We start from the raw sequence: 24,384 nt of genomic DNA on the forward strand, positions 1-24,384 counted from the left end.
GTCTCGCGCTCTTTGGTTGTCTCATCAAGCACGCTCAGCCGAGCCCTGCTTGACGGGCAAATTCGTTTGTGCCCAGCTGCTCAAAACAACAAGGTTACTCAGGGGCAGGACATATGGGCGGGCTTTGGCAGGCGCTGGCCGGTTACGGCTTCCTCATCGCATCGGTCAATCTTGCGGCGGCGGACCCGATCAAGCTGCGGGTCGCCGACTCCTTTCCGAAAGGCCACTATCTCGTCCGCCTCGTGCTCGAGCCCTGGATGGCCGAGGTCCAGAAGCGCACCAACAACGCGGTGACGTTCGAGCATTATCCGGCCCAGCAACTCGGCAAGGCCGCTGACATGCTCAAGCTGACGCAAACTGGCGTCGCCGATATCGGCTATGTCGCGCCCGCCTACGTGTCCGACAAGATGCCGGTCTCCGAAGTCGCGATGCTGCCCGGCGCGTTCGAGCATTCCTGCCAAGGCACGCTGGCGTATTGGAAATCCGCGCGCAGCGGCGTGATTGCACAGCAGGATTATACCGCAAACGGCATCCGCCTGCTGCTCGCGGTGAGCCTGCCGCCGTATCGCATCCTGACCGTGAAGCAGCCGGTGAAGGATGTTGCCGATATCAATGGACTGAAGCTGCGATCGACCGGCGGCGCGCAGGACCTCACCCTGCGCGCCATCGGTGCAGTGCCGGTGCGCATGGCGGCGCCCGACGCTTATGAGTCGCTGTCGCGTGGCACGATGGACGGCCTGCTGTTTCCGCTCGAGAGCGTCGTCGCCTACGGCGCCGACAAGCTCGTCAACCATTCCACCGAAGGCTTCGGCTTCGCAAGCTTCGTGGTCGCATATTCGATCAGCGAGAACGCCTGGAAGAAACTGTCGCCCGCGATCCAGAAGGCCATGGTCGACGTCGCCGAGGAGATCCTGCCATCAGCCTGCAAGGAAGTGCAAAAGCAGGACAGCGAGACCATGAGGTCGATGGAGACCGCGGGCGTCCGCTTCGACACCCTGCAGTCCGACGTCGTCGCAAAGCTCAAGGATCTGACGAAGGGCGTGAGCAAGGCCTGGGCCGACGGGCTCGATGCACGCGGCAAGCACGGCAGCGACGCGCTCAAGGAATTCGACGCCGCGGTCGCTGCCATTCCGGCAAAGTGAACACACAAAGCCACGGGGGCAAGACTCTTGATCGACGGATTGTTAAGGGCGCTCGGTGCCATCGAGAAGATCGCCTCGACGATTGCCGCGACGTTCATGTTCACGATCATGATGATCGTGTTTGGCGACGTCATCATGCGTTACGCCTTCAACAAGCCATTCTCGTGGGCCTATGACCTGATCTCGCTCTATCTGATGGCTGGCATCTTCTTTCTCGTGCTGTCGGAAGCCTACGCCAGCCGTGCCCATGTCAGCGTCGATATCCTGCAGCAGAAATTCTCGCCGGCGATGATCCGCATCTCGGAAATCGTGACCTGCATTGTCGGCATCGCCATATTCTCGCTGATCGCCTATCTCGGCTTCCTGCGTGCCGTCGACAGCTTCGAGTCCGCTGACGTGATGGCCGGCGCGATCCCGTGGCCGATGTGGCCGTCGATCGGACTGGTGCCGTTCGGCGCCGGGCTGATCACGATCCGCCTCGTGCTGCACCTCGTCGCACACGCGATTTCGCTCGCGACCGGACGCAGCGTGATCGCACTGCCCGCCTCGCATGCCGCCGGAGAGACATTCGAATGACGCTTCTCCTGGTGATGCTGGTACTGTTCAGTCTGCTTGCGATCGGCACCCCAGTCGGCTTTGCGATGGCGGGATCCGGCGTGCTCGGCCTGTACATGATCGGCGGCATGCCGATCCTCACGGGAATTTTGCAGACCGCGCCGCTCTCGGCCGTCACCTCTTACGAGTTGATCACCATCCCGATGTTCCTGCTGATGGCGGAATTCGTGCTCGTAAGCGGAATCGCCGACGACCTGTTCAAGGCGACTGCGGCTTGGGTCGGACGAATTCCGGGCGGTCTCGGCATGGCGACGGCGCTGGCCGGCGCCGGCTTCGGCGCGATCTGCGGCACAAGCACTGCGTCCGCCGCCACGCTTTCCGCCACAAGCCTGCCGGCAATGCTGAAGCAGGGCTATGAACCGAGAATGGCAGCGGGCGTCGTCGCGATTTCCGGCACCCTCGCGATGCTGATCCCGCCATCTGTGGCGCTGGTGATCTACGGCCTGCTCGCGGAGGTAAATATCGGCGCGCTGTTGATCGGCGGCGTGATCCCCGGGATACTCGTCACCTTCACTATCATGGCCACCGTCTGGTTCCTGGCCTGGCAGGACCCTAGTCGTGCTCCGTCGGCTCCTTCCGTATCGCTTGCGGAAAAGCTTCGCATGATGCGCGTCGTGGGGCCGATGCTGCTGTTGTTCGGCATGGTCACCGGCGTCATCTATACCGGCGTCGCCACACCGACCGAGGCATCCGCGCTCGGCGCGTTTGGCGCGTTCGCGCTCGCCTGCTGGAAGGGCAGGATCAACCGCAAGACTCTGCGCAGCGCATTGCTCCGTTCGGCTCACGGCACCTGCATGATCGCCATGATCCTGTTCGGCGCTTCGATCTTCGGATATTTCTTCACGCTGACGCAGGTGACGCAGAATCTTGTGAGCTGGGTGGGCAGCCTGCCGGTGCCTCCGTGGCTGATCCTGACAATCATTCTCTGCGGCTACATCGTGCTCGGCTCGTTCATGGACCAGATCGCCATCCTGGTGTTGACCGTTCCGATCGTGCTGCCGCTGATCAAGTCCCTTGGCTACGATCCGCTGTGGTTCGGCGTCATCAAGATCGTGACCGCCGAGGTCGGCATGATCACTCCTCCTGTGGGTCTCAATTGCTTCGTGGTCGCGCGCTATTCCGGGCGCCCTGTGGCGGAGGTCTTCCACGGCGTATTTCCGCATTTCGTCGCCCATCTGATCGCGATCGCAATTCTCGTGATCTGGCCGACGATTATCCTCTGGCTGCCTATGAAAATGGGCTACTGAGAAAAGCAACGAATAGAGGGAGAGAAATGTGATGTCCGCTCCAACGAGGTCGCTCGCGCTCGCCGCGGCGTTGTTCGCGGCCACGGCCGGATCCGGCAGCGCCCAGGAGAAGATCACCCTTCGCCTTGCGGACAGTCTGCCCTCCGGCCACGTGATCCATGAGCTCGTCGGCAAGCCGTTCTCCGAGCTCGTCACCAAGCTGACCAACGGCCAGGTCACGTTCCAGCACTTCCCGGCGGAGCAGCTCGGCAAGGCCAAGGACATGGCCCAGCTCACCGCGCTCGGTGTCGCCGACATCTCCTACATCGTACCGTCCTACTCTTCGGACAAGTTTCCGCTGACAGCGGCTGCCGAGTTGCCCGGCATCTTCGACAGCGAATGCCGGGGCTCGCTCGCCTTCTACAAGATCTCGCACAATGGCGGCATCCTGGAGACCAAGGAATTCGTGCCCAACCAGCTTCGGCCGCTGGTGACGCTGGCGCTGCCGGCTTACCAGATCCAGCTCGCAACCGGCCGCGAGGTGAAGACGGCAAAGGACCTCGAAGGTCTGAAGATCCGCACCACCGGCGGCGCGATGGATCTGATGATGCGTTCGATCGGCGGCGTGCCGGTGCGGATGGCCGCTCCCGAAATCTATGAATCGCTGACCCGTGGCACGCTCGACGGGCTGATCTTCTCCTATCAAAGCTCGGCATCCTACGACTTCGGCAAGATCTTGAAGTCGGGCACCGAGGGGCTGAACTTCGGTACCGCGATCTTCACCTATTCGATCGGCGAGCTGAAATTCAAGTCGCTGCCCGAGAACGTGCGCAAGGCGCTGGTCGAGGCCGGCGAACGGACCACGCGCGAGGCCTGCAAGCGATTCGAGGACGGCGAGAAGGCCGCGACCGACAAGATCAAGTCGCAGGGCATGAAGGTCATCAACTTCAGCGACGATGACAAGAAGGTATTCGACACCGCCTTCAAGTCGGTGGCGCAGGATTGGGTGAAGGACGTCGACAAACGCGGCAAGCCCGGCACCGACGTCTTCAAGGCCTTCACCGAAGCGCTGGCCGCCAGCCATTGAGCAGGGTGCCAACGAAAGACGCGCCATCCGCGCCGGCTGGCCCGCTCGCCGGCGTCAGGATCGTCGACCTCACCAGCGTGATGATGGGACCGTACGCGACCATGATCCTCGGCGACTACGGCGCCGACGTGATTAAGGTCGAGAGCCCGGACGGCGATGTCATGCGCCATGCGGCCCCGATGCGCCACCCAGCGATGGGCGCAATGTACCTGCAGGGTAACCGCAACAAGCGCTCGATCGTGCTCAACCTGAAGAAGCCGAGCGGCCGCGCGGCGCTACTGCGGCTCGCCGCAGCCGCCGACGTGTTCGTCCACAACGTCCGCCCCGCGGCGATGGCACGGTTGAAACTCGGCGCCGACGACCTCCTCACCACGAACCCGCGGCTCGTCTACGCCAGCTTGCATGGATTCGGCGAAACCGGGCCGTATGCCGGCCGGCCCGCCTATGACGACCTGATCCAAGGGCTGACGGCCCTGCCCGCGCTGACCGGTAGGATCACCGGCGAGCCGCGCTACTCTCCGGCGACGATGGCCGACCGCATCGTCGGTCTCAATGCCGTCCACGCCGTCCTCGCAGCGTTATTCCATCGCGAGCGCACCGGCGAAGGCCAGGCGATCGAGATCCCGATGTTCGAGACCATGGCCCAGTTCGTGCTCGGCGATCACATGGCCGGCCGCAGCTTCGAGCCGCCGATCGGACCGCCCGGCTACTCCCGGCTGCTGTCGCCGGACCGCCGCCCCTATCAGACCAGCGACGGCTACATCTGCGCGCTGGTCTATTCGGACAAGCAGTGGAACGCCTTCTTCGCCAAGATCGGCCTTGCGAACGAAGCCGATCGCGATCCTCGGCTGAACAGCATTTCCGCCCGAACCCGGAACTACGATTTCGTCTACGACTGGTTCTCGCAGATGATGAAGACCCGCGGCACCGCCGAATGGATGCGCTTCTTCGAAGAGGCCGACATTCCGCATGCGCCGTTGCATGACCTCGATCGCCTGATCGACGATCCGCATCTGGCTCAGGTCGGGCTGATCCAGTCACTGGAGCATCCGACCGAGGGCACGCTGCGGGTCGCCGGACCGGCCGCGACCTGGAGCCGGACGCCGCCGTCGATCCGGACCTGTCCGCCGCGGCTTGGCGAGCATGGCAGTGAGATTCTCCGTGAAGCAGGACTTGCGGAGGCGGAGATTGCCGCGCTCCTTGCGAAGGGCGCGCTGATCGAGCCCGACCGCTGACTATTTCCTGTGCGACGCCAGGATCTTCTCGGCGGCGCGCAGATGCGGCTTGTCCAGCATCTTGCCGTCCATCTTGGCGACCCCCGATGGGTTATTGGCGAACGCGGCGATCACCCGCTCCGACCATGCGATTTCTTCATCCGTCGGCATGAAGGCCGCGTTGACGACGTCGACATGCTTTGGGTGGATCACAGCCTTGGCGAGGAAGCCATCCTGCCGCGCGGCGATCGCCTCGGCCTTCAAGGCATCGAGATCGTTGATGTCGGTCGCGATGGTGTCGATCGCGACCACGCCGGCGGCGGCCGCGCCGATCAGGCAGAGATCGCGCGCCAGGATGAAGGGCGAGTGATAGCGGCCATCGCTGCGGTTGCGCGTTGCCCCGAGCGAGGCAGCGAGATCCTCCGCGCCCCACATCATGCCCCACAGCCGCGGGCTCATGTTCTCGAAATCGAGGATTTTCAGCACCGCCCGCGCCGTCTCGGTCGCGACCGTCACGATCCGCGTGGTGCCCTGCGCGATATCCGAGGCCGCCTCGAATGCGTCGAGATAGAGCGCGAGCCTGTTGACGTCGGCGGCGCCGGCGCATTTCGGCAGCACGATGCCATCGGGTTTGCCGGGCATCACGGCGGCGAGATCGCCGAGCGTCAGGTCGGTGTCGAGCGCGTTGACGCGGATATAGAGCTTCTGCTCCGGATTGCGCGCATCGAGCATCTGGCGGGTGATGCCGCGCGCGACGACCTTCTGGTCCGGCGCGATGGAATCCTCGAGGTCGAGGATCAGCGCGTCGGCCGCAGTCTTCTTCGCGCTTTCATACTTCCGGGTGCTGTCGCCGGGAACGAACAGGAACGATCGCATCGCTTACGCCTTCGGCTTGCAGTGCATCAGGCCGGTGCGGCGGCAGCTCGCCACCACCTCGCCGCGCTGGTTGGTCATGGTGTGCTCGAACTCGACGATGCCCTGGGTCGGCCGCGACTTGCTGGCGCGCTTGCCGATGATCCTGGTGTGCGCCTTCAGCGTGTCGCCATGGAACACCGGCTTGGGGAACTTGACGTCGGTCATGCCGAGATTGCCGACGGTCGTTCCCAGCGTCGTGTCGTACACGCTCATGCCGATCATGATGCCGAGCGTATAGAGGCTGTTGAACAGCCGCTGGCCGAACTCGGTCTTCTCGGAGAAATGCGCGTCGATATGCAACGGCTGCGGGTTCATGGTCAGGAGGCTGAACATGGTGTTGTCCATCTCGGTCACGGTCCGGCTGAACTCGTGGTGGAATTCTTGCCCGACCTCGAACTCCTCGAAATACAATCCAGCCATTTACCGTCCCTTGTAGTTGGGCGTCCGCTTCTCGACGAACGCATTGATCCCTTCCTGGCAGTCTTCCGTCGATGCGACCACAACAAAGCTTTCCGCCGTGTTTTCCACCGAGCGGCGGAAATCGGCATCGACCGCGCGCATGAAGGCGTCGCGTCCGATCTTCATCACGATCGGCGATTTCGCCGCGAGCTTGCGTGCGATCTCGCGAGCCCGCGCGAGCGCGGTGCCCTTCGGCACCACCTCGCTGAGCAGGCCCATGCGAAAGGCGGTCGCGGCATCGAAGGGCTCGCCAAGGAACAGCGGGCCGAATGCCTGGTGCTTTCCGACCAGCCGCGGCAACTGCACGAAATGGATCGCCGGGATCAGGCCGACATCGATCTCGGGATAGCCGAAGGTCGAGCCGTCGCCCGCGACGATCATGTCGCAGGAGATCGCGATCGTCATGCCGCCGGCGCGCACCGCGCCATCGATCGCCGCAATCGTCGGCTTGCCCATGCGGTACTGCGTATCGTTCAGCGCGAAATACAGCCGCTCCAGGAATGTCTTGGTCTCGATCGCGGGCTTGCCCCTGACGATGTCGAGATCGAGGCCGGCGCAAAACACCTTATGGGCGCTGCTGATGATGACGGCGCGCACCGCGTCGTCATCGCGCGCTTTCGCCAGCGCCGCCAGCAGCGCGTCGATCAGGGGAATGCTGAGTGCGTTGACCGGCGCGCGATCCAGCACGATCTCCGCAATCTGGTCGGTGACCGAGTAACGAACGAGGTCGGTGCTCATGATGTGTTGCCTCCCGTTAGCTCTTGGCCTGCCGCACCGCGCCCGACAGCAGCAGGCCGTCGATCTCGGCGGAACCGAAGCCGGCTTCCGTCAGCACGGCGCGGCTATCCTGTCCGACGTCAGGCGCGGGGCAAAGGTGATCCTCGGACAGGCTCGCGATCCCCGGCGTGCGTGGCGTGTAGACCGCGCCGACGCCGGGTGTGTCCTGGCACACCGACGCCCTGGTCGCCTCGACATGGACGTTGCGCAGCCATTCGCCGGGATTGAGGATCCGCTCGGCGATGATATCGGCCGCATGCAGCCGGGTCAGCCAGGCATCCGTCGCGTGGGTCAAGAACACCTCGCGCAATTGCGGGATCAGCGCGTCGGCCGCATCGGCGCGCCGGGCGAAGTCGGCAAAACGCGGATCGCCGGCGAGATCCTCACGCCCGATCGCACCGCACAGCCGCTTGTATTGCGGCTCGTTCACCAGGGTGACCATCATCCAGCCGTCCTGGGTCTGGTAGGTGCCAGCCGGAACGTTCAGCGCGCGCGGCGCGCCGCCCTCGAGGATGAACTCCGCCACCTTGTGGCCGAGCAGCGCCGACGTCGACTGGCAGAGATTGACGTCGATCCAGCGGCCGGTGCCGACGGTCGCACGCGCGAACAGCGTCGTGGCGATGGCCTGGAACGCATAGACGCCGGTGACGACGTCGGAAATCGTGGTACCGACCCGATGCGGCACGCCATCGGCGCCGAGATTGACCGAGACCAGCCCCGAGAACGCCTGCGCGACCGAATCCGAGCCGGGCCGCTTGGCGTACGGGCCGCTCTGCCCGAAGCCGCTGACCGACAGATAGACCAGGCCGGGATTGTCGCGCGACAGGCTCTCATAGCCGAGCCCGAGCCGCTCTGCGACACCAGGGCGAAATCCTTCGATGAGGACGTCGGCCTCGCGCGCCAGCCGCTGCGCGATCGCGATCCCGTCCTTGTGCTTCATGTCGAGGCACAGGCTGCGCTTGCCGCGGTTGTAGACCGCCGACAGCGTCGTGTGGTTGCCGTAGGTCGTGCCGAGATAGCGCGACCAGTCGCCCTCCGGCGGCTCGACCTTGATGACGTCGGCGCCGTAGACACCGAGCAGCATCGCGCAATAGGGCGAGGCAATCCCCTGCCCGAGATCGAGTACCTTCAGCCCGCGATACGGCGCTTCATGCGTCGGCGTCAGCTTGCCCGCCATTTGTCCTCCTGTCGAAGTGCCCTGTCCTTTGGGTATGATCCCCGCGCAAACGCTGCGCTTTTGTCGCGGGGGAAAACCGCTCCGCGCTTTTCCCCGATCATGCCCTACAGCGCCAGATAGCGCTGCCGGATGTTATCGTTGGCCTTCAGCTCTTCGATGGCAGATGTGTAGACGATCTGTCCCTTGTCGATAACCGTCGCGTGGCTCGCAAGGCCAAGGCAAAAATGCATGTTCTGCTCGGCGATCAATACTGTGGCACCGGTGCCGCGGAGCTGCCGCAGCAGTTCGCCGATGCGCTGCACGATGATCGGCGCGAGCCCCTCGCTCGGCTCGTCCAGCAGCAGCAGCACCGGATTGCCCATCAGCGTGCGGGCGATCGCCAGCATCTGCTGCTCGCCGCCGGACAGCCTGCCGGCGATCCGGTGCCGCAGCGGCTCGAGCAGCGGGAACACGTCATAGACGCGGCGGATCGACCACTCGTCCTCGCCATCAGGCCCCTTCTTCTGGCCGATGACGAGATTGTCCTCGACCGTGTGCTCGGGAAAGATCTGACGGTCTTCCGGCACGAAGCCGAGCCCGGCGCGCGCGATGTGATGCGGCCGCATTCCTGAGACCACCCGGCCGCGCAGGGTCACCTTGCCGCGGCGCGCCGGCGCCAGCCCCATGATGGCCTTCATGGTGGTCGACTTGCCGGCGCCGTTGCGGCCCAGCAACGCCATGGTTTCGCCCTGCCGCACCGACAGGCCGACGCCGAACAGAATCTGGCTGGTGCCATAATAGACGTCGAGATCTTCGACCTGCACCACCGGCTGCGCGCTCATGCCACCGCTCCCGCGTGGTCGTCGCTGCCGAGATAGGCTTCGATCACGGCGTCATTCCTGCGGATCGCGTCCGGCGTCCCGGTCGCCAGGATGCGGCCGTAGCACAGTACGACGATCCGAGGCGCAATCTTGAATACGATGTCCATGTCGTGCTCGATGAACACGACGGTGATCTTCTGCTTCTCCCAGAGCTCACGCACCTTGTCGATCATGCGCCAGCGCTCCTCGGTACCCATGCCCGCGGTCGGTTCGTCGAGCAGCAGCACCTTGGGCTCGAGCACCAGCGCGAGCGCAATGTCGAGCAGCTTCTGGTCGCCGTGCGACAGCGTCGCCGCGGTCCGGTTGCGCTTGCCGGCGAGGCCGAGCAGCTCCATCGCATGCTCGGCGCGGTCGCGCGTCTCGGCCAGCGGAAACCGGCGATGCATCACGCCGGCGCGTCGCTGATCGGCGCAAACAGCAGCTAGCATGGTCTCCTCGACCGTCAGCGACGGGAAGATGCTCGCGACCTGGAAGGCGCGGCCGATGCCATGGCGCACGATGTCCGGCGGGGCCTTGCCCGCCATGTCGACGCCGTTGAGCAAAATCTGCCCGGCATCGGGTTGCAGCGCGCCCGTGATCAGATTGAAGAACGTGCTCTTGCCGGCGCCGTTTGGGCCGATCACGGCGGTGAGCGAACCGTCGGCAAAGTCGAGCGAGACGTTGTCGGTCGCCTTGACGCCGCCAAAGGATTTCGAGAGTCCGCGAATCTCCAGCATGGCTAGCCGCTCGCCTCCCGCAGACCGCCATAGGTGCTCCACGATGTGCCGGCAAGCCAGCCGCAATCGACCGGCACGTTGGCGCCGGTCATCGCCGAGGCCGCGTCGGACGCCAGAAATGCGACGACGCGGCCGATCTCCGAGGGATCGACGAGGCGCCGAAGTGCTGCATTGGCAGCCAGCGCCGAGACATCCCGCTCTCCGCGATCGATAGCATTCTTCAGCGCCGGCGTCAGCGTATAGCCAGGGGACACCGCATTGACGCGGATGCCGGACGGCCCCCATTCGGCCGCGAGGCATTCGGTGATGGCGATCACCGCCGCCTTGGCGGGCGCATAGGCATGCAGCGGCATCGAGCGCATGCCGGCAATCGAGGCGATGTTGACGATGCTGCCGCGCTTGCGCGCGATCATCTGCCGCGCAAAGGCAACGCAGGCGACATAGGTGCCGCGCTGGTCGACGCGCACGACGTCGTCCCAGGAGGTCATCGGCAGATCGTGCGGCCGGACCGGCACCTGGATGATGCCGGCGCTGTTGACCAGCACCGCGACCGGGCCGCAGTCGCGCTCGATCGCGGCCGCACAGGCCTCGACGCTGCGCTCGTCCGCCACGTCGGCCGCAAAGGCCTTGCCACCGACTTCCGCCGCAACCGTCTGCGCCTTGGCGAGATCGCGGTCGAGAACGGCGACGAGATCGCCGGCCGCTGCGAGTTCGCGAACGCAAGCCGCGCCGATGCCGCTGGCGCCACCGGTAACGACGCTGATCCGCGTCTGTGCACTCATGGCGCGCGCTCCCCGGCTTCTCCGCGACGCTGCGCGAACCATTCGACGACAAAGTCCATCAGGCCCTTTCGCAGGCCGATGGCAAAGAACAGGATCACGATGCCGAGCACGATGCCGTGATACTCGGTCAGGCGGGTAACGGTATCGTTGAGGATCAGCAGCAGCACCGTGCCGACCATCGGTCCGAGGAAGGTTGTCACGCCGCCGAGCATGTTGATGAAGATGCCCTCGCCCGAGATCGTCCAATAGGCAAATTCGGGATAGGCGCCGGAGACGAACAGCGCCATGATGATGCCGCCGGTCGCCGCGAACAGCGCGGCGAGCACGAAGATCGTCAGCTTGGCGCGCCAGACATCGATGCCGATGAAGCTCGCTCGCGTGGCGTTGTCGCGGATCATCCGCAGGGTGTAGCCGAACGGTGATTGCGCGATCTGGCGCATGAGCAGCAGGCCGATCACCAGCAGGGCGCAGCTCGTGATGTAGAGATGCAGATGGTTCGACAGATCGATGCCGAGAAACGGCGGCCGCGGAATCCCGCCGCGCAGGCCCTGGTCGCCGCCGGTCAGCGACTGCCACGACAGGATGGTCGAATGGATCAGCATCTGGAATGCCAGCGTGACGAAGGCAAAGTAGATTTCCTTCAGCCGCACGCAAATCGCGCCGATCACGACGGCGACGACCAGGGTCATCGCCAGCGTGGCGACGAAGGCCACCGGGATCGGCACGCCGGTCTTCTGCATCATCAGCCCGAAACCATAGGCACCGAGGCCGAAGAACATGCCGTGGCCGAACGAGATCAGCCCGGTGTAGCCGACCAGAAGGTTGAGCGACGTCGCGAACAATCCGTAGGCGGCGCAGCGGATCACGAAGTCGAGCAGCTGCTTGCTGCCGAAGATGAACGGCAGCAGCGCGAGCAGCACAAAGGCCACGAGCGCGATCAGCACATCGCGGTAACGCTGCGGCCTGGCATCGATCCGGGTAACATCGAGGGGCTGCGTGCCCTGCCCGGCCTGCAACTCGGTCATGCGACCTCCCTGCCGAACAGCCCGGTCGGACGCGACACCAGCACGATCACCATGAACAGATACATCAAGCCCTCGGTGAACAGCGGGAAGCCGAGCGATCCGAACGAGCGGATCAGGCCGATCAAAAGCGCGCCGATCAACGCGCCGAGGATCGAGCCCATGCCGCCGATCACTGTGACGATGAAGGACTCGATCAGCACCGAGAACCCCATGCCTGGCGTCAGCGAGCGCACCGGCGCGGCGAGCGCTCCCGCCAGTCCCGCCAGCATGCCGCCGAGCGCGAATACGCCGCCATAGATCAACCCGGTATTGATACCGAGCGCCGAGACCATGCCGGGATTATGCGCGGCCGCACGGATCACCTTGCCGATCGTGGAGCGCGCCAGCCCCAGACCGAGAACAACGGCTGCGGCGAGCGCCACCCCGATCAAGAGCAGATAATATGGCGGCACCACGCCGCCGGCGATGAACAGCGGCGGCACCTGGAACGCGGCCGGCATGCCCATCGACCTGAATTCAGGCCCCCAGATCATGCGGACGACATCGTCGAAGATCAGCACGAAGGCGTAGCACACCAAAAGCTGCATCAAAACGTCGCGGCCGTAGACCCGGCTCATGAACACGCGCTCGAAGATCAAACCGAGGATCGCGGTGCCGACGGCGCCGCTCAGCATCGCCAGCGCGAAGCTGCCGGTGAGCTGATAGGCCGTCATCGCGAAATAGGCGCCGAACATATAGAAGGCGCCGTGGCTGAAATTGACCACCTTGAGCACGCCGAAGATCAGCGTCAGCCCAACGGCGACAAGGAACAGCAGCATGCCGATAATCAGGCCGCTGGTGGTTTGCGTCACCAGGCAGGCAGGGCTGGCGAGGCAACTGGCGAGCGCGTCGAGGTCCACGGAAAATCATCCATCACGGCGGGCCGCAACGTCGGCGCGCGACAAACATCAGATGCGAGGCGGAGGCAGCAGGCTGCCCTCCGCCGCACACGCGGGTCAGGTGTAGCCCTTGCTCTTCTTCCACTCGGCTTCGAGCTCGAAGATGGTCTTCCAGTCTCCGGCCTTCACATCGGGAACGTAGGGCTCCTGCGGAATCGTAGTGCCCCAGCCGATGGCATAACCGACCAGCGTGTGGTCGTCGGCGCGCATGGTGACGGTGCCGTCGGCGCCGAACGGGCACTTGATGGTGAGGCCGGTGAGCGCCTCCGCGACCTTCTTGCCGTCGGTGGAGTTCGCCTTCTTGACGGCCTCGTTGAGGAACATGACCGCCGTGGCGTTCTGCCACGACCAGTTGGTCGGATACTCGTTGTACTTGGCCTTATAGGCGTCGCCCCAGGCGGCATTTTCGGGCGTCGGCGGGAATGTCTTGATGTAGCGGTCGCCGGAGTGGATGCCCTTGGGCAGGTTCTTCACCACCGTGAGCGCGGTGTAGTCGGCCATGTTGACCGCGAACACCTCCATCTGGGTAAACATCGCGTAGATGTTGGCCTGATCGATGTAGGAGGTGAGATCGCCGCCCCACAGGCAGGAATAGAGCGCCTGCGGCTTGGCCTGCAGGATCTTCGTCACCACCTCGGTGTAGTCGGGTTGGAACAGCTTTGGCCAGGACTCGCTGATGATCTCGACGTCGGGCGCGAACTTCTTCAGGTACAGCACGAACTCGCCGGTGGTGTCGCGGCCATAGGCGTAGTCGGGCGAACAGGTCGCCCATTTCTTCAGGCCCTTGGCCTTGGCGATCCCTGCCGCGTAGCTGGCGCCGACGATCGAGTCATGAATGCCCTGCCGCACGCAGCGGAAGGCGTTCGGGATGTGCTGCTTGGGATCAGCGGTCAGCGATGACGCTTCCGAGCAGGTGTGGATGCAGAGCACGCCGAGATCGCGCGCCACTTCGTGAACCGCGAACGATCCCGAGGACGCTTCGCCGTCAAGCAGCATCTCGCAGCCGTCGGTGTTGACGAGCTCGCGCGCGATGCGCGCGGCTTCCTGCGGCTGTCCCTTGGAGTCGCGGATCACCATTTCGATCTGCCGTCCGGCAAGGCCGCCGGCGGCATTGACCTTCTCGACCTCCAGCAGCACCGCGTTGCGCGAGGACGTCCCGAGCTGCGCGACGCGGCCCGACAGAATGGTCGGCATGCCGATCTTGATCGTCTTGGCCTGTGCGCGCGCCATCCATGGCGCGGCAAAGCTCACCGCACCGGCGCCCATCAGCGCAAGCGTCGAGCGCCGGGTGATGCCCGGTTTCCGGGTCCTCTTCATCATTCCCCTCCCTGTCGGGTTCGCGTTCCCCAAAATTCCTGCCGGAGATCGTTTCGTCTCCATGGCCACAATGTTTTCAGAGCAAGGGGGGTGACGTCAAGCCAAAGATGAATTACGACTCATAATTCATCTAGGGAGGGAACGGCGCCGGAATCGGCCCCGCCAGCGGCAAATGATCAACCTTTCCAGCTTCATCGCATTTCATGCCCGGCGGACTCCGGACCGCTGTGCGCTGAAATATCGCGGCGAGGACGTCTCCTACGCCGACTTTGATCTGCGGATCCGGCAGGTCGGCGGCTGGCTCGCGGCGCGCGGGATCACGCCCGGCGATGTCGTCGCCGTGCTGATGAAGAACAGCACGGCCTTTCTCGAGCTGGTGTTCGCGACGAGCCATATCGGCGCGGTGTTCCTGCCGATCAACTATCGCCTCTCGGCCGACGAGGTCGGCTACATCGTCGGCAATTCCGGCGCGCGCCTCTTGGTCACCGACGAGGAATTTGCCGCGATCGCCGCCGGCGGCGCGCCGGTCGTGCTGCTCGATGAGGTCGCGCAGTCCAGCGTCACCAACCTTGCGCCCGACATCGCGCCGGCGCCGATCCATGTGCGCCAGCCGCGCGACCTGATGCGGCTGATGTACACCTCGGGCACGACGGATCGTCCCAAGGGGGTGATGCTCACTTACGAGAACATCTACTGGAAGTCCGCCGACCAGACCCTGGTGCTCGGGCTCAACGCGGACACGCGGCTGCTCGTCGTCGGCCCGCTCTATCACGTCGGCGCGCTCGACCTGCCCGGCATCGCGGTGCTCTGGCATGGCGGCATGCTGTGCATTCACCGCACCTTCGAGCCTGAGCCCGCACTCGCCGCGATCGAGCGGGAGAAACTCAACGCAGCATGGTTCGCGCCGGTCATGACCACGGCGCTCCTCACCTGCCCGAACCGCGAGCGCTACGACGTCTCCAGCCTGCAATGGGCGATCGGTGGCGGCGAGAAGACGCCGGAGCTCCGCATCCGCGCCTTCTCGGATTATTTCAAGAACGCGCGCTACATCGATGCCTACGGCCTCACCGAAAGCTGCGGCGGCGATACCTTCATGGACGCGGGCCGCGAGATCGAGAAGATCGGCTCGACCGGCCGCGCCATCGCCCATGTCGAGATCGAGATCCGCGACGATGCCGGCAAGCGCCTGCCGGCCGGCCAGAACGGCGAGATATGCCTGCGCGGCCCGAAGGTCACGCAGGGCTACTGGAAGGATCCGGAGAAGACCGCATCCGCGTTCATCGGCGACTGGTTCCGCACCGGCGATGTTGGCTATCTCGACGACGACGGCTTCCTCTATCTGACCGATCGCAAGAAGGACATGATCATCTCCGGCGGCGAGAACATCGCCTCCTCTGAGGTCGAGCGCGTCATCTACGAAATGCCTGAAGTACGCGAGGTCGCGGTGATCGGCCTGCCGGACGTGCGCTGGGGCGAGAAGCCGGTCGCGATCGTGGTGCTCGCCGACAACGCCAAGCTCGACCTGCCCGGTCTCACCGACCACTGCCGGACACGGCTCGCCGGCTTCAAAGTGCCGCGGCAGCTCGTCATCCGCGACAGCCTGCCGCGCAATCCATCCGGCAAGGTGCTCAAACGCGTGCTCCGCGCCGAACTCGAGGCCACCGCATGACGCAAGCGACATCCGCCAAAGTGACAAAGCTCAACCGGGTCGAGCGCAACGCCTGGACCAAGCAGAAGATCTTCGACGCCGCGACCAAGGTCGTCGGCAAATACGGCTATGCCGAAGCCTCGGTCGCGCGCATCACCGAGGCCGCCGGCGTCGCGCAGGGCACCTTCTACAATCATTTCGAGAACCGCCAGGAGCTGCTCGACCAGCTGCTGCCGAAGATCGGCCTCGACATGGTCCGCTTCATCCATGCGCGCACCGGCACCGCGAGCGAGGCCCGGCAGGAGGTCGAGCGCTTCAGCGCCTTCTTCGATTTCATCCGCGAGGTGCCGGAATTCCTGCGCATCCTCAACGAGGCCGAATTCTTCGCGCCGATCGGCTACCAGAAGCATTTTGACAACATCTCCAGTGCCTATGTGCGGATCCTGCAACGCGCGCGGGCAGCGGGTGCGACCAACACCTTCAGCGACGAGGAATTCGAGGCCATCGTCCAGGTGCTGATGGGCGCGCGCGGTTATCTCAGCCGCCGCTACTCCTATTCCGAACGCGGCGTCACCGCGGTGCCCGATTATGTGATCACGGCCTATCAAAAGCTGGTCACCCGCGGCCTGTTCGCCACCAGCGACAAGGGAAGAAAATCATGAGCGCTGAGGGCACCATCCTCGTCACCGGCGGCAGCCGCGGCATTGGCGCGGCGACCGCAACGCTGCTCGCCGATCAGGGTCGGCGCGTCGTCATCGTCGACATCGCGCCCGAGCCGCTGGTTGGAACGACCGCCATCCTGTGGCCGGCGCCGTTCGACGTCGCCAGCGAGAGCGCCGTTGTCGCGGGCATTGCCGATATCGAGAAGGCGCATGGTCCGATCAGCGGCCTCGTCAACGCCGCCGGCGTGTTCGGCAAGATGCACACGATCGAACGGGTGCGGATGGAGCAATGGGACCGCGAGGTCAATATCGACCTGCGCGGCACCTTCCTGGTCGCGCGCAGCGTCGGTATCGGAATGGCACAGCGGCGGCATGGCGCGATCGTCAACGTCGCCTCGGTGGCCGGCATGACGTCGGGCCCGATCCACGCCTATACAGCGGCAAAGGCCGGCGTCATCCAGATCACGCAGACGCTCGCCGCCGAATGGGGACGTTCCGGCGTCCGCGTCAACGCGGTATCGCCCGGCTTCACCCGCACGGCCGCGCTTGAAGCCGGCATCGCATCGGGCGCGCTGAATAAGGATCTGCTGGCGCGGCCGACCGCGATGAACCGGCTGGTCGAGCCGATCGAAGTGGCGCAGGCGATCGCCTGGCTGCTCTCGCCGCAGAGCAGCGGCGTCACCGGCATCAACCTGCCGGTCGATGCCGGCTACATCGCAGGCACCACCTGGGCCGCCTATGGCGGCCTGCCGGAAGCCCCACGCAGCTGAGGACAACGCATGAATATCGAGCTTCCGCGCAAACACCTCGATCTGTCCTCCGCCATCGCCGAGGGCGACATCCGCGTGCTGCTGATGGTGCTGGTGCACATGACCGGCGACGAGAAATGGCTCGAACCGCCCTACAAGCCGAAGCGCGACGTCCGCCTGATCCCGGATCCCGACGCCGGCGTCCCGAAGGAGATCCGGGACGAGATTCGCGCGGCCGTCCTGAACCTGTTCGCGCGTGGCACGCCCAAGCCCGTCATCACCGATCCCGGCGATGAGCTGATGCTGCGGATGATGCGCGCGACGCTCGGCGAGAAAGTCGCGCCGGAATATGCCCCGCTGATGCGGGAGGAGATGGGCTTCGTTCCGCGCGACGCGCGCTGGCGCGAGCGCCCTTCTGGCGAGAAGCTGGCGCAGCAGCATGTGCTGATCGTCGGCGCCGGGGTCTGCGCGATCGCGCTTGGCGTTGCGCTCGGCCGGCTCGGCATTCCCTATACGATCGTCGAGAAGCAGGACGAGATCGGCGGCACCTGGTACGTCAACCGCTATCCCGGCTGCGGCGTCGATACGCCGAACCACTCCTATTCCTTTTCGTTCGGCGCCCGCAATCCGTGGACCCGCTATTTCGCGCAGCGCCAGGAGCTGCTCGACTATCTGCTCAAGGTCGTGCGCGAATACGATATCCGCAAACACGTCCGCCTTAGCACGGAGCTCATCGCCTCGCGCTGGGACGAAGGCAAACGGCGCTGGATCTCGACGCTGAGGACCGCCCGCGGCGAAGAAACCTTTGAATCCACCGCGCTGGTCAGCGCGATCGGCCAGCTCAACGATCCCTTGCCTGCCCGCTTTGAGGGAGATGAGGACTTCACCGGTCTGAAGGTTCATTCGGCGCTGTGGTCCGACGACATCAAGCTCGACGGCAGGCATGTCGCTGTGATCGGCACCGGCGCGACCGCGATGCAGCTGGTGCCGTCGATCGCCGACCGCGTCGCCTCGGTCACCGTCTACCAGCGCACCGCGCAGTGGGCGCGGCCGGTGAAGGGTTATTCCGATCCGATCACCGAAGGTGCGCAGTGGCTGCTCGCGCATCTGCCGTTCTATGTGCAGTGGTATCGCTTCAACATGTTCTGGCGTTACGGCGACGGATTGCTGCCGTTCCTGCGCAAGGATCCGGCCTGGCCGCATCCGGACCGCGCCGTCAACAAGGGCAACGACCGGCATCGCCAGGAACTGGCCGACTTCATTCTCTCCGAGCTGAAGGATCGCCCCGACCTGATCGAGAAATGCATGCCGACCTATCCGCCCTACGGCAAGCGCATCCTGCTCGACAACAACTGGTTCAAGACGCTGACCAAACCGAATGTCGAGCTGGTCACCGACAAGATCGACCATTTCGCTGCGGATGGAATCGTCACCGCCGACGGCACATCGCGGCAGCACGACGTCATCGTGATCTCGACCGGCTTCAAGGTCTCCGAGATGGCGGCGCGGCTCAACATCACCGGACGTGACGGCAAGAACCTCAAGCAGGCGTGGCGCGACGACAATCCGACCGCCTATCTCGGCCTCACCGTGCCTGATTTCCCCAATCTCTTTCTGATGCTCGGGCCCAATTCGGGGCCTGCGCATGGCGGCAGCGTGATCTTCCAGTCGGAATGCCAGAGCCGCTACATCTCCGCCTGCCTTGTCGAGATGATCGAGAACGACATCGCCGCGATCGACGTGCATCCCGACGCGCATGACGCGTATATCCGCGACGTCGACGCCGAGCATGAGCAACTGATCTGGACGCATCCGGGCATGACGACCTATTACCGGAACAGAAGCGGCCGCGTGTTCTCGGCGATGCCGTGGCGGTTCGTCGACTACTGGAAGATGACGCACGATCCGGATTTCACCCAATATCGAAAGTCCCGACAGGACTCCTGACCTGAATTACCCCGCTCGTTAACTTGACAGATCGCCATAACTGCCGCAGCATTTCGCTGACTGCACCTGTTGGGGTGCTGGAGCGCTCGCTCCTCGCGTCGCAGGAATTGACGGACGATTATGGGATCGGCCGCCAGGCAGCAGAAGCGGACAGATGTCCGTCGGCCCACCTCTTGGAGAGGAGCATGACGCCACCGGCGCAAGCCAGCGACCTTGCTCAGCGGCAAGGACTCGGTGCACGTTGAGGCGAACAGCAGCTGCTAGCCGCGTGCACTGCCGACAATCTGAACATATCCGCAGGACAGGAGCGCAAAGGCCACGCGCTTTTAGGTCCCGAAACACCACTGGTCGATACCAGAGATCCTTCGCTAAAACGAAGTAGCAGGGCCCCGCGATGCTTGACTGCACCGGGGCCCGTTCGTTTGCCCGCGATTTCCCCTTCGTCACACCGCATTGCGCCACCGCGCGGGATCGGGAACAATTATCCCGACGAGGTGAGGAACGATGATGGAAAAGCCGCGGGTTCGAATCTACACCGACTACAAGTCTCCCTATGCCTATGTCGCCAACAAGCGGCTGTTCGAACTCGAGGAGACATACGGCGTCGAGCTGGAATGGCTGCCCTATACGCTGCGCATTCCCGAATTCATGGGCACGGTCGAGGAGCGCACGCCGCACTTCTGGCGCAAGGTGCGCTACGCCTACATGGATGCGCGCCGGTTCGCCAACGCGCAGGGACTGACCATGAAGGGCCCGCGCCGGATCTATGACGCCTTCTACGCCAGCGCCGGCATGCTGTTCGCGCAGCGCCACGGGCTGTTCCGGCGCTATCACGACACGGTGTTCCGGAAATTCTGGAACCACGAGCTGGAGATCGACGAACTCGCGGAGATAGCGGGGGTGATCACCGCGGTCGGTGGTTCCGCCGACGCCTTCGAGGCCTATGTTCGCGGCCCTGCCCGCGCCGAACATAATCGCATTATCGACGAGGCTGAAGCGCTCGGCGTGTTCGGCGTGCCCAGCATGGTGTTCAACGGCGAGCTGTTCTGGGGCGGCGACCGCATCGACATGCTGATCGAGCGGATCAAGCAGCCGGAGACGATCGCGATCGCGCTTGGGAGCCGGCACCGGACCTAAGCTCACGCTGTTTTGAACCCCGATTGTCGTCCCCGATCGATCAGCCTCCAACCAGGATGGCCCAGCAGCCGGTGCGTTCCAGCACCGGTTTCAACGCCGCACGTTCGCCGGCATCGAGCGCGGCAAACTTTTCGCGCAGCTGCTGCAGGCATTTGACCTGATATTTGAACGGCGCCAGCGCGTAGGGCAGTCCCCAGACATTGATCTCGAGCCGCTCGAGGCCCTTTGCGAACGCATCCGCATTGGCGGCCAGGAACGGAAGATAGATCTCACCGGCGATCCGCAGCAGCGCCTCGGCGAATCCGCCGAGCGCCTGTTCACGAGGATACCAGTCACCCTCGACACCTGACGCGTCATCGAGCCTCCGCACCCAGTGATCGGTGAACGGCGCGCGTTCGCGCATGATCCGCATCGGGGTCGGATCGGTCGCCATCTCGCTGAGCTGGCCGAACCAGGCAAAATCCGCCAGCGAGGGCCGGCTGCCGAACAGGTAGTTCCTCATGCCGACATGCGGCTCGAACGCCGCAAGGGTCCGCCGGTAGCTCTCTTCCAGCAGCGGCCTGTTCTCATCGGTCGCGCCGAGAATGACCATGCGCGAAATCTGCCGCTGTCGGAACTCCTCGATCTCCTCGCGGCTGCCGGCCTCGGCCTCCGACGTCGACCACTCCTCGCCGGCCCAGCGCGAGACATAGGCCTGATCTTCCGGATCCCACCAGCGATAGAGAAACAACGGCTTCACCGCCCATTCGTCCGCGAGGTCTTCGAGCAGATCGCAGATGAAAGCGATGGCCCTGTCTTCCGGGATCACCGACCGTCCCTGATGCCGCGCTTCCAGATCATAGGCCAGCGTCGTGGTCTCGCCGCGATAGCTGCCGTCGGGATATTGCAGCACCGGGATCAGCATCGGCTTCAGATGCGCGGTTGCCTCGCGCAGCGCCTTGGTCATGATCACCCAGTCGTGCGGAATCCGCCGGTAGCGCATCAGCGCGCGCAGCTTGATCGCATAGGGCGAGGCGGTCGAGCCGATCAGGCGATAGCGTCCCTCCGTCATGACGATGCCTCCAAAAACGCGGGATCGCCGTACGGATAGAACCGCGCGAGATCGACGTTCCTGTAGGGCAGCTTGTCGAGACGCGTCGTGCCGAGGAACGGCTGCTCGGGCTCGACCAGGAGGATCGTCCTGGCAAAGCCATTATCGTCGAAGCCGCGCCGGAAATGGACCCGCGACTTGATCGCCAGCAAGGCTTCGCGCAGCCGCCAGATCGTGCCGGCGAGATCGCGCGCGACCTGCTCGGCGAGCTTTGGATTGTCGTTGGTCAGGACCTGCACGGTCATGCCGACATCGGGAACGTCGGCGAACGGGAAGCCGAAGAAGGTGTTGACGTAGACGTCGACCTCGCGCGCCTCCCAGACCAGCGCGCGCTGCACGAGGTCCATCCACGGACGCGCACCGGTCCACTGCAGCACGGTGGGTGAGATCACGGGAACCTTGATCGTCCTGTGCGCCGGCTTGTAGTCGCCGCGGATCGCCCGCACCAGCATGCGCGCTGCGCGTTCGCCCTGCAGATGCGCATCATAATGCGGGACCAGCTCGACCTCGGAGAACTCGCGTGCCACCTGCACGAAGCCGCCCATATAGTTCTTGGGATCGAACTGCAGCAGCGCCTCGCCTTTGGCCGGCGAGCCCGGATAGATGAAGTCGTCGAGGGTGGTCTCGTTCGGCAGGAACGAGACGGTTTCGTGGGAGAAATGCAGGACGGCGATACGTATCTTGCGATCGCTCATTTTGGTGCGCCTCGGCTGTCTTCCGCATTGTGGCATTGAAGGCGCGGCGCGCCAATCCGCATTCGGTTTTTGCCCGCCAGACCTGCAAATACGCAGGTGCAGCGCAGCTTGCCGCCGCGCGGATTCTGCTATGGTCCGCCGCAACAATCGGGCCTTGGTCCCGCAGATATCTCGAGGAGAGAACGCCATGAATCCCCCCGTCAGTTCGCCCGCGATCAAGGTCGTCAAATCGGTCCGCGAGCAGGTGAGCGCCGAGGAGTGGCAGGCCCGCGTCGATCTTGCCGCCTGTTATCGGCTCACGGCGATGTACGGCATGACCGAGATGATCGCGAACCACATCTCCTGCCGCGTGCCCGGTACCACTGACCAGTTCCTGATCAATGCCTACGGCATGCTGTATGAGGAGATCGACGCCTCCAGCCTGATCAAGGTCGACGTCGAAGGCAACACGCTGCTCAACGCGACCGACTACGACGTCAATGTCGCGGGCTTCGTCATTCACAGCGCCATCCACATGGCCAAGCACGACATGGACTGCGTCGCGCACACCCATACCCCGGCCGGCATGGCGGTCTCGGCGATGGAATGCGGCCTGCTGCCGCTGGCACAGACCTCGATGCGCTTCCTGCACATCGCCTACCACGACTTCGAGGGCATCGCCGACAATGTCGACGAGCGCGAGCGCCTGGTGCGCGACCTCGGCGACAACGAGGCGATGATCCTGCGCAACCATGGCCTCCTGGTCGTCGGCCGCACTGTGCCCGCCGCCTTCAACGTGCTGTTCCGCCTCGAGCGCGCCTGCCAGACCCAGGTGATGGCGCTGTCCTGCAACACCAAGCTGATCTATCCGCCGCAGAATATCCTCGAAGACACCTATGAGCGGATGCTGCCGAAGCCCGGCCGCGCCGCCCGCAACGGCGAACTCGCCTGGCCCGCGCTGCTGCGCAAGCTCGACCGGGCGGATCCGTCGTATCGGGATTGAGAGCGAAAGCCAGCGCAGGCTTTCTCCATTCGTCGTCCCGGCGAAGGCCGGGACCCATACGCCACGGCAGGTGTTGTTGAAGAGGCTTGTCGTTCCGACATTGCGTACCAATAACCATTCGTGGTTATGGGTCCCGGCCTTCGCCGGGACGACAGCGAGTGTGTTGCGCGACCTGTGAGTCATACGCCCGCATTCTCGCGGCGTGTTTCGGTGGGCGCGGAGCGCTGGGCCGCTCAGCTTCCGAGCTGAATGGTGCGCTCCAGCGCCGCGGCGAAGCCGTTGAGGGGGACGTTAAAGACGACGGCCTGCCCGTTGCTGATGGTCTGCGCGGCAACGGTGAGCGTTTTGGCCCTGCTGATGGTGTCGTTCACGACCGTGGGAAAGGACACCGGCGGCAAGCAACCTTGCGCCGTGCGGGTGGAAAACCGCGTCTGCTCCAGATCCTTGGCGTCTCTCGAAACCGATCTGCCTTTTCGTCGGCGAATTTGTGGGTATAATTCCCACATATGCGAGGTGCGTCGACTTGGAGAACCGCTGATATGCAAGAGCTGATCGCCGCCGGCGTGATTGTCGCGGTTGTTGCATTCTGCGGCGGGTATTTCCGGGCAATTGCACGTGAACTCAGGACGACCGCGAACAAGCGACAACGCAAATGGTAGTCCGGCGCCGTCGCCTTGCTCCCGTGATTTGCCCGCGGGACGCGTTTTCAACTAAGCTCGCCGGATGGACATGCTCGTCAAGCTCTACGCCCTGCCCGATTCCCGGCCCGCCTATGATCGACTGCTCAAGGCCGGAATTGCGATGCGCCGCGCGCTCGCGCCTGAAAAGCACAAGGTCGTGGCCTGGGTGCGGGAGACATTCAGCGAGGCGTGGGCCAGCGAAACCGAGGTCGCGTTCAGCCGCCAACCGGTCTCCTGCTTCATCGCGATCCAGCAAAAGAAGATCGTGGGATTTGCCTGCCACGACACGGCCTGTCGCAACTTCTTCGGCCCGACCGGTGTCGCGCCGAAGGCGCAGCAGGGCGGAATCGGCAAGGCGCTGCTGTTCGCCTGCCTCGAGGACATGAAACACGAGGGTTTTGGCTATGCCATCATCGGCGGCGTCGGGCCGGCAGAATTCTATACGAAGGCCGTCGGCGCGGTCGCCATCGAAGGCTCCGCGCCAGGAATCTATCGAGGATTGCTGTAGCTGCGCGCAAGTCCCTTTCCGGTCTTGTCGCGCGAC

The 24,384-nt window shown here is 64.3% G+C and carries 25 protein-coding genes; 12 read left to right on the forward strand and 13 right to left on the reverse strand.

All coding sequences use genetic code 11. From position 1 onward, the window contains the following. Positions 1-113 precede the first annotated feature (113 nt). The 5 genes from dctP (XI02_RS30710) to XI02_RS30730 are packed head-to-tail and all read left to right on the forward strand — an operon-like array spanning position 114 to position 5,305. Complete coding sequence (gene dctP, locus XI02_RS30710) at positions 114-1,142, forward strand: TRAP transporter substrate-binding protein DctP (RefSeq protein WP_050999376.1); 1,029 nt, start codon at positions 114-116, stop codon at positions 1,140-1,142. Between the two features lie 27 nt (positions 1,143-1,169). Beyond that, entirely contained in the window at positions 1,170-1,718 is a 549-nt protein-coding gene (locus XI02_RS30715; protein ID WP_018272835.1) for a TRAP transporter small permease, read from the forward strand. Next, positions 1,715-3,004 carry a TRAP transporter large permease gene (locus XI02_RS30720; protein ID WP_018272836.1) on the forward strand — a complete coding sequence of 430 codons (1,290 nt, stop codon included), beginning with the start codon at positions 1,715-1,717 and terminating at the stop codon, positions 3,002-3,004. Before XI02_RS30715 ends, XI02_RS30720 begins: the two co-directional genes overlap by 4 nt. 31 nt (positions 3,005-3,035) lie before the next feature. Further along, a complete protein-coding gene (gene dctP, locus XI02_RS30725; protein ID WP_018272837.1) occupies positions 3,036-4,070 on the forward strand; it encodes a TRAP transporter substrate-binding protein DctP in 1,035 nt (344 codons plus the stop codon). A gap of 5 nt (positions 4,071-4,075) precedes the next feature. Further along, the gene (locus XI02_RS30730) at positions 4,076-5,305 is read left to right on the forward strand and encodes a CaiB/BaiF CoA-transferase family protein (protein ID WP_018272838.1); all 1,230 of its coding nucleotides are present in this window, start codon (positions 4,076-4,078) and stop codon (positions 5,303-5,305) included. Here XI02_RS30730 and XI02_RS30735 read toward each other — a convergent pair whose 3' ends face one another. From XI02_RS30735 to XI02_RS30780, 10 genes are all read right to left on the reverse strand, one after another. Further along, positions 5,306-6,160 carry a CoA ester lyase gene (locus XI02_RS30735; protein WP_038379140.1) on the reverse strand — a complete coding sequence of 285 codons (855 nt, stop codon included), beginning with the start codon at positions 6,158-6,160 and terminating at the stop codon, positions 5,306-5,308. Positions 6,161-6,163: 3 nt separating this feature from the next. After that, positions 6,164-6,619, reverse strand: a complete 456-nt coding sequence (locus XI02_RS30740; RefSeq protein WP_018272840.1) for a MaoC family dehydratase — start codon at positions 6,617-6,619, stop codon at positions 6,164-6,166. Further along, positions 6,620-7,396, reverse strand: coding sequence for an enoyl-CoA hydratase/isomerase family protein (locus XI02_RS30745; protein ID WP_172647530.1), 777 nt, complete (start codon positions 7,394-7,396; stop codon positions 6,620-6,622). Between the two features lie 16 nt (positions 7,397-7,412). After that, entirely contained in the window at positions 7,413-8,612 is a 1,200-nt protein-coding gene (locus tag XI02_RS30750; RefSeq protein ID WP_172647529.1) for a CaiB/BaiF CoA-transferase family protein, read from the reverse strand. A gap of 104 nt (positions 8,613-8,716) precedes the next feature. Further along, complete coding sequence (locus tag XI02_RS30755) at positions 8,717-9,433, reverse strand: ABC transporter ATP-binding protein (protein ID WP_018272843.1); 717 nt, start codon at positions 9,431-9,433, stop codon at positions 8,717-8,719. Beyond that, positions 9,430-10,188 (reverse strand): ABC transporter ATP-binding protein, encoded by a 759-nt coding sequence (locus XI02_RS30760; RefSeq protein WP_172647528.1) that lies wholly within the window; start codon positions 10,186-10,188, stop codon positions 9,430-9,432. Before XI02_RS30760 ends, XI02_RS30755 begins: the two co-directional genes overlap by 4 nt. Positions 10,189-10,190: 2 nt before the next feature. Next, positions 10,191-10,970: an SDR family NAD(P)-dependent oxidoreductase gene (locus tag XI02_RS30765; RefSeq protein WP_069275405.1), complete on the reverse strand. Its 780-nt coding sequence runs from the start codon at positions 10,968-10,970 to the stop codon at positions 10,191-10,193. Next, positions 10,967-11,995 (reverse strand): branched-chain amino acid ABC transporter permease, encoded by a 1,029-nt coding sequence (locus tag XI02_RS30770; RefSeq protein ID WP_172647527.1) that lies wholly within the window; start codon positions 11,993-11,995, stop codon positions 10,967-10,969. Before XI02_RS30770 ends, XI02_RS30765 begins: the two co-directional genes overlap by 4 nt. Next, on the reverse strand, positions 11,992-12,894 hold the full coding sequence (locus tag XI02_RS30775; RefSeq protein WP_038379135.1) for a branched-chain amino acid ABC transporter permease: 903 nt from the start codon (positions 12,892-12,894) through the stop codon (positions 11,992-11,994). Before XI02_RS30775 ends, XI02_RS30770 begins: the two co-directional genes overlap by 4 nt. Before the next feature lie 96 nt (positions 12,895-12,990). After that, the gene (locus tag XI02_RS30780; protein ID WP_172649128.1) at positions 12,991-14,250 is read right to left on the reverse strand and encodes an ABC transporter substrate-binding protein; all 1,260 of its coding nucleotides are present in this window, start codon (positions 14,248-14,250) and stop codon (positions 12,991-12,993) included. Between the two features lie 172 nt (positions 14,251-14,422). Here XI02_RS30780 and XI02_RS30785 point away from each other — a divergent pair, with 172 nt between their 5' ends. The 5 genes from XI02_RS30785 to XI02_RS30805 all read left to right on the forward strand — a co-directional run bounded on the left by XI02_RS30785 (position 14,423) and on the right by XI02_RS30805 (position 20,393). Further along, positions 14,423-15,919, forward strand: a complete 1,497-nt coding sequence (locus XI02_RS30785; RefSeq protein ID WP_172647526.1) for an AMP-binding protein — start codon at positions 14,423-14,425, stop codon at positions 15,917-15,919. Next, on the forward strand, positions 15,916-16,560 hold the full coding sequence (locus XI02_RS30790; protein ID WP_172647525.1) for a TetR/AcrR family transcriptional regulator: 645 nt from the start codon (positions 15,916-15,918) through the stop codon (positions 16,558-16,560). The genes XI02_RS30785 and XI02_RS30790 overlap by 4 nt, the downstream gene beginning before the upstream one ends. Continuing rightward, positions 16,557-17,330, forward strand: coding sequence for an SDR family NAD(P)-dependent oxidoreductase (locus XI02_RS30795; RefSeq protein WP_194483243.1), 774 nt, complete (start codon positions 16,557-16,559; stop codon positions 17,328-17,330). The genes XI02_RS30790 and XI02_RS30795 overlap by 4 nt, the downstream gene beginning before the upstream one ends. Before the next feature lie 9 nt (positions 17,331-17,339). Continuing rightward, the gene (locus XI02_RS30800; protein WP_172647523.1) at positions 17,340-19,256 is read left to right on the forward strand and encodes an NAD(P)/FAD-dependent oxidoreductase; all 1,917 of its coding nucleotides are present in this window, start codon (positions 17,340-17,342) and stop codon (positions 19,254-19,256) included. Positions 19,257-19,763: 507 nt separating this feature from the next. After that, entirely contained in the window at positions 19,764-20,393 is a 630-nt protein-coding gene (locus tag XI02_RS30805) for a 2-hydroxychromene-2-carboxylate isomerase (RefSeq protein WP_172649127.1), read from the forward strand. A 40-nt stretch (positions 20,394-20,433) separates the two neighbouring features. Here XI02_RS30805 and XI02_RS30810 read toward each other — a convergent pair whose 3' ends face one another. Beyond that, a complete protein-coding gene (locus XI02_RS30810) occupies positions 20,434-21,444 on the reverse strand; it encodes a glutathione S-transferase N-terminal domain-containing protein (RefSeq protein ID WP_172647522.1) in 1,011 nt (336 codons plus the stop codon). Further along, a complete protein-coding gene (locus XI02_RS30815; protein WP_172647521.1) occupies positions 21,441-22,178 on the reverse strand; it encodes a M81 family metallopeptidase in 738 nt (245 codons plus the stop codon). Before XI02_RS30815 ends, XI02_RS30810 begins: the two co-directional genes overlap by 4 nt. A 187-nt stretch (positions 22,179-22,365) precedes the next feature. Here XI02_RS30815 and XI02_RS30820 point away from each other — a divergent pair, with 187 nt between their 5' ends. Beyond that, a complete protein-coding gene (locus XI02_RS30820; protein WP_021080321.1) occupies positions 22,366-23,160 on the forward strand; it encodes a class II aldolase/adducin family protein in 795 nt (264 codons plus the stop codon). A gap of 233 nt (positions 23,161-23,393) precedes the next feature. On the opposite strand, the gene XI02_RS45550 is transcribed toward XI02_RS30820, so the two are convergent. Continuing rightward, positions 23,394-23,870 (reverse strand): invasion associated locus B family protein, encoded by a 477-nt coding sequence (locus XI02_RS45550; protein WP_244981074.1) that lies wholly within the window; start codon positions 23,868-23,870, stop codon positions 23,394-23,396. Positions 23,871-23,883: 13 nt separating this feature from the next. Between XI02_RS45550 and XI02_RS30830 the strand changes: the two genes are divergently transcribed. Continuing rightward, a complete protein-coding gene (locus tag XI02_RS30830) occupies positions 23,884-24,348 on the forward strand; it encodes a GNAT family N-acetyltransferase (RefSeq protein WP_172647520.1) in 465 nt (154 codons plus the stop codon). The last annotated feature ends 36 nt before the right edge of the window (positions 24,349-24,384 follow it).

Source organism: Bradyrhizobium sp. CCBAU 21365, assembly GCF_015291305.1.
Taxonomy (GTDB): Bacteria; Pseudomonadota; Alphaproteobacteria; order Rhizobiales; family Xanthobacteraceae; genus Bradyrhizobium; species Bradyrhizobium elkanii.